This window comes from Prosthecobacter sp., assembly GCF_044373815.1.
Lineage (GTDB): Bacteria > Verrucomicrobiota > Verrucomicrobiia > Verrucomicrobiales > Verrucomicrobiaceae > Prosthecobacter.
The window spans coordinates 1-4,723 of the sequence record NZ_JBIPNG010000497.1; the positions used below are offsets into that span (position 1 = coordinate 1).

Below are 4,723 nucleotides of genomic sequence, written 5' to 3' on the forward strand. Positions count from 1 at the left end.
GCGAGAGCGGTGCGGCGGCCTTCGATGGCATCGGGAAACTCGACGCTGCCGAGTACGGAGAGGACGCCGGGTTTCACGGGTTGGGTGGGTGAAAAGGGATCGCCACCACCGAGGATGGCGGTTTGCTCCAGTTCACCGTTCGTCATGCGGTCTTGCGGCATACGAATGGGCTGGTAGATGCTGGTGACCTGTGGTGTGCGGCCATCGTAGACACTGAAGGCAAAGGGTTCGTAGCGCTCCAGTTCCCACTTCAGGCGTTCGAGCCCTTTGCGTGCCACGCGCTCGTTGCCGTAGTCTTCGGGTTCGAAGCCGACGAGTTTTGGCGGGTATTGATCTTCTGGCAGGTTTTGTTTCTGGATGGCGGATCGGGCGATTTCAAAGACGCCGGTGAAACTGCGGCCCTGCTTCTTTGTGCCACCGTTGGCGATGAAGGCGCGGGCGGAGACGACGGCTTTGTTCCATGCACTTGGGTCCAGTTTTTTTTCGGCGTACCATTTCTCTGCGTTGGCGAGCAGCTTGTCGTCGAGGCGGGCGAGCATGGTCATGTGCTCGACGCGGCGTGTTTCGAGGTATTTCTTTTCTTCAAAACCTGCAGTGTTTTCCAAGGGCAAGAATGGTGCGGGGCGTTCGGCGAGTTGCGTGGTGCTGAAGCAGGCCTGCATGGAGTAGTAATCATGCGTGGGCACGGGATCGAACTTGTGATCGTGGCAGCGGGCGCATTGGAGGGAGTGAGCGAGGAAGGTTTCGCCGACGCTGTTGGTGACATCATCGAGAAATCGCTGACGGGCGACCTTGGCGACTTCCATGCCGGTGAGTTCCCAGGGGCCCATGCGGAGGAAGCCGGTGGCGATGAGGAGTTCGGAATTGTCAGGCTGCATCTCATCGCCTGCGATCTGCTCCTTGATGAACTGGTCGTAGGGTTTGTCGGCGTTGAAGCTGCGCACCACGTAGTCGCGGTAGCGCCAGGAGTTGCCGCGCTCGTAGTCGTTTGAGAAGCCGCTGCTGTCGGCGTAGCGTGTGACATCGAGCCAGTGGCGTGCCATGCGCTCACCGTAGTGAGGGGAGGCGAGGAGACGATTGACCAGATTCTGGATGCTGGATGTTGGATCCTGGGAGTAGCTTTGCTCGAAGGCGGTGATTTCTTCTGGGGTGGGTGTGAGGCCGGTGAGGTCAAAGGTGGCGCGGCGAATGAAGGTGCGGGCATCGGCTGGAGGAGCGGGGTGCATTCCTTCGGGCATGTGCAGGGCGATGAGTTCGTCGATGGGGTTGGGGCCCTTGGTTGCGGGCTTTTTTACCGGCTGGTAGGCCCAGAGACCTTCGGGCTGGTAGCGACGATTGGCCCATTCGGGGGAGAGGGCTCCGGTGGTTTTTATGGTGACGCCATCTTCGGCGCTCCATTTTTCGGCGTTGGCTTTGGCGATGGCGTTTCGTTTGATTTCATCCGGCCATGGGGCACCGCCGGTGATCCAGTCTTTGATCCAGGCAAGCTGTGCGGCGTAGAGCTTGTCTGCTTCCTTGGGGGGCATGGGCTCCCAGTCGGCTTCGTGCTGGCGTGTGGAGGCGAGGTAGAGGGGGCTTTGTTCTGGTTTGCCGGGGATGATGGATGGCTTTTCGCTCTCGCCGCCTTTGAGCGTGCTTGCCTGCGTGCGCATGTCGAAGCCGCCTTTGATCTTCTGTTCGTCATTGCCATGGCAGGCGAGGCACTTGTCTTGAAACAGCGGCCAGACGCGGCGCACGAACATGGACGTGGCATCCTCTGCGGGGAGGCAGGAGGCAGCGAGAAGGGAGATGAAGATAACTTTGATTAGAGTCATTCGGGTTTGCCGTGGTCGTAGAGGTTACGGATTTCAGCGGCGTTTAATGCGGTGCTGAAGATGGCGAATTCATCGATGGCGCCGTTGAGATTACGAATGGGGAATTGGTGGCCTTGCGTGGGCAGGCCCCAGTTGCCGATTTCGCAGGGGCCGAAGACGATGGCTCGGCCGGGCTGGTGCAGCGGGGAGATTTCGTGGCCGACGGGCTGACCATCGAAGTATTGGATGACCGTGCCGCTGGTGTTGTCATAGGTCACGGCTAGGTGATGCCAGCGGCCGAGGCTGTCGGCGGTGAAGACGGGTTTGCTGAAATACATCTGATTGTATTTGGCATTCTTCGCGGCGTCTGCGGGACGATACATGACGGAGAACATGAGGCTGCCGTCTTCGTAGATCTGCCAGTGGGGTTCGCCGTTGTCGTAGCCGTCGGTGAGGAGGAGGGAGTTATATTTTTTGTCCACGGAATCGACCTTCACCCAGCAGGCGAGGGTGATGGCCTGATAGGTGCCGTCGAGATTCAGGCGTACGCGGTCGCCGGGGCGTTTGAACTCCAGCGCGGTTTTTTCAGGCCAGCGGCCTTGGGTCCATGCGGCACCGACAGCACCACCTGCGCGCTGGGGGTGGCGGGGTTCGGTGACGTTTTTCACGAGGCGGTCCCAGCGATCATCTTCGAGATGTTTGAAGGTGTAGTAGGCGATGAGGCGCGGGTCTTGGCAGGCGGTGAGGGACCACTGTTGCCAATCGGCGAAGCGCTGGGTGTCGCGTTGTTTCACGAGGCCGTGGAGTTCGCTGATGGAGAGGAAATCCTGCGGGGTGGTGATGTTGGATTTGGTCGAGGACAGGGACATGCCTTGTTTCAAACTGGCTGCGGTCTGTGCGTTTGTGTGCGCGATGACTTCACCTTCGAAGACGTGCACGGCGCTGGTGCTGTCTTTGACGTTGAGAGCGAACTCGGTGCCGAGGTCTTCCAGTTTCATGCCGGGTGCGTGCATGAGGAAGCCTTTGGCAGCGGGTGGAACATGGACGCGCACGCGGCCGCTCAGGCAGCGGGCCTCCCAGGCGGAGAGGATTTCGATTTCCGCGCTGCCTTCGATCAAGGCTGTCGCGCCGCTGAAGAATTCAATCTGTGCGAGGCCTTGGGTGAGTCGGATGGTGCCGGGCTTGAGGGTGTCGCCACTGCGGAGGGCGTTGGTAAACTTGGCATCCATGGTCTGGCTGAGCGTGGCGACGCCGTTGGAGGTGGCTTCTGTTTCAGCGGAGTGCTGTGGCCAGATGATGAAGGCGCAGGCGATGATTGCGGCGGCTGCGGTGAGGGCAGGAAGCCAGCGGCGGGTGGGGCGCTTGGGCGTGGTTTTTTGGAGGCGTCCGGTGTTTACGGTGGGCTGCTGCAGCAAGCGGGCGTGTTGATCGACGAGTTCCAAATAGCGCTGGCGTGCCTGCCAGTCGGAGCGCAGAAGGTCTTCGAGCTGGGCGTGCTGCTCAGGGGTGATTTCGCCGTCGATCTCGGCGTGGATGAGGGAGTCGAGATTCATGCGAGGCCCTCCGATTGAAGCTGGCGCGTGACGCATTCATGCAGACGCTGGCGGAGGAGTTCCAGATTGCGGAAGAGGGTGCGGCGGCTGAGGGAGAAGCGGCTCATCATTTCCTCGGCGCTCTGGCGCTGGGCATAGCGGCTGGTGACGAGTTCTTGATCTTGCGCGGTGAGTTTTTGCAGGCAGGCATCGAGGAGGCGGAGGCGTTCGTCGAGGCGGGGTTCGATGTGGCTGCGCTCGCTGGCGAGGAGATCCATTACGTCTTCACTGAAGAGCAGGGGAGAGCGTGCGGACTTCTCGCGGTGCTTTTGCACCTGGAGGTAGGCGAAGCGGTAGGCCCAGGGGAGGAAGGGGCGGGTGGCGTTGTATTCGACGAATTTGCGATAGAGGGCGAGACTTGTTTCTTGCAGAATGTCGCGGGCATCTGCCTCGCGCGGGACGAGGCTGAAGATGTAACGAAACAACGGCTCCTGATGCTGGGTGAGCAGTAGGACGAGGGTTTCGGTGGAGGTGGGCGAGTCTGACATGGACACAGTGTATTCCCGGTGGTGAGGGGTGCAGTGCCAAAAAATAGTCAGTGGATGATCGGGCCAGAGTTGATCAACCACGGAATACACTGAATACACGGAAACGGAGTCTGATTGATGTACGTGGTTTGGCTTTGGGTTCAATGTTGTTCGGCGGCGTTTGCAGTGAGAACAAGAATGATCAACACCAAGGCAAGAAGGTTCATGAAAGGGCAAAAACGGAGGTTGCAGCGACGTTGTCCCGTCTCGACTTTGAGTCGTGCCAACCATGAAACCTTTTGCTGTACTTTTAATGATGCTTTGCGCCGGGCTGCTGTCTGCTTGTAAGCCTGCGACCTCCTCGTCTGCTCCATCAGGCAAGCCACGGGTGGCGCTGGTGATGAAGTCGCTGGCGAATGAGTTTTTCCAAACGATGGCCGAAGGCGCGAAGAAGCATCAGGCAGCGCATGCGGGGGATTACGAACTCGTTGTGAACGGCATCAAGAACGAGACTGATCTGGCCGAGCAGGTGGGGCTGGTGGATCAGATGGTGTCGCAGGGAGTGCAGGCCATCGTCATTGCACCGGCGGATTCGAAGGCGCTGGTCACGGTGCTGAAGCGCGCGAAGGAGGCGGGGGTGCTGGTCATCAATATCGACAACAAGCTGGATGCGGACACGCTGAAGCAGGCGGGGCTGAGCATTCCGTTTGTTGGGCCCGACAACCGCGCGGGAGCGAAGGCTGTGGGTGAGGTGCTGGCAAAAAAGCTCAAGGCGGGCGATGAAGTGGCGATCATCGAAGGTGTGACGACCGCTTTCAACGGGCAGCAGCGCAAGGCGGGATTTGAAGACGCGATGAATGCTGCGGGCATG

Annotated in this window: 4 protein-coding genes; 1 reads left to right on the forward strand and 3 read right to left on the reverse strand. The window is 59.8% G+C overall.

From position 1 onward, the window contains the following. From ACIREA_RS26905 to ACIREA_RS26915, 3 genes are all read right to left on the reverse strand, one after another. On the reverse strand, positions 1-1,814 hold a 1,814-nt coding region (locus ACIREA_RS26905; RefSeq protein WP_397385410.1), incomplete at its 3' end, for a DUF1549 domain-containing protein. Beyond that, complete coding sequence (locus tag ACIREA_RS26910) at positions 1,811-3,346, reverse strand: LamG-like jellyroll fold domain-containing protein (protein WP_397385411.1); 1,536 nt, start codon at positions 3,344-3,346, stop codon at positions 1,811-1,813. The genes ACIREA_RS26910 and ACIREA_RS26905, both read right to left, overlap by 4 nt. Then, positions 3,343-3,873, reverse strand: coding sequence for a sigma-70 family RNA polymerase sigma factor (locus ACIREA_RS26915; RefSeq protein WP_397385412.1), 531 nt, complete (start codon positions 3,871-3,873; stop codon positions 3,343-3,345). Before ACIREA_RS26915 ends, ACIREA_RS26910 begins: the two co-directional genes overlap by 4 nt. A gap of 295 nt (positions 3,874-4,168) precedes the next feature. On the opposite strand from ACIREA_RS26915, the gene ACIREA_RS26920 reads away from it, so the two are divergent. After that, the coding region (locus ACIREA_RS26920) for a substrate-binding domain-containing protein (RefSeq protein WP_397385413.1) at positions 4,169-4,723 on the forward strand (555 nt) is incomplete at its 3' end.

Excerpts from the sequence above, each read along its gene's own strand:
- ACIREA_RS26910 (WP_397385411.1), bottom strand. The coding sequence starts at position 3,346 with ATGAATCTCGACTCCCTCATCCACGCCGAGATCGACGGCGAAATCACC.
- ACIREA_RS26915 (WP_397385412.1), bottom strand. The coding sequence starts at position 3,873 with ATGTCAGACTCGCCCACCTCCACCGAAACCCTCGTCCTACTGCTCACC.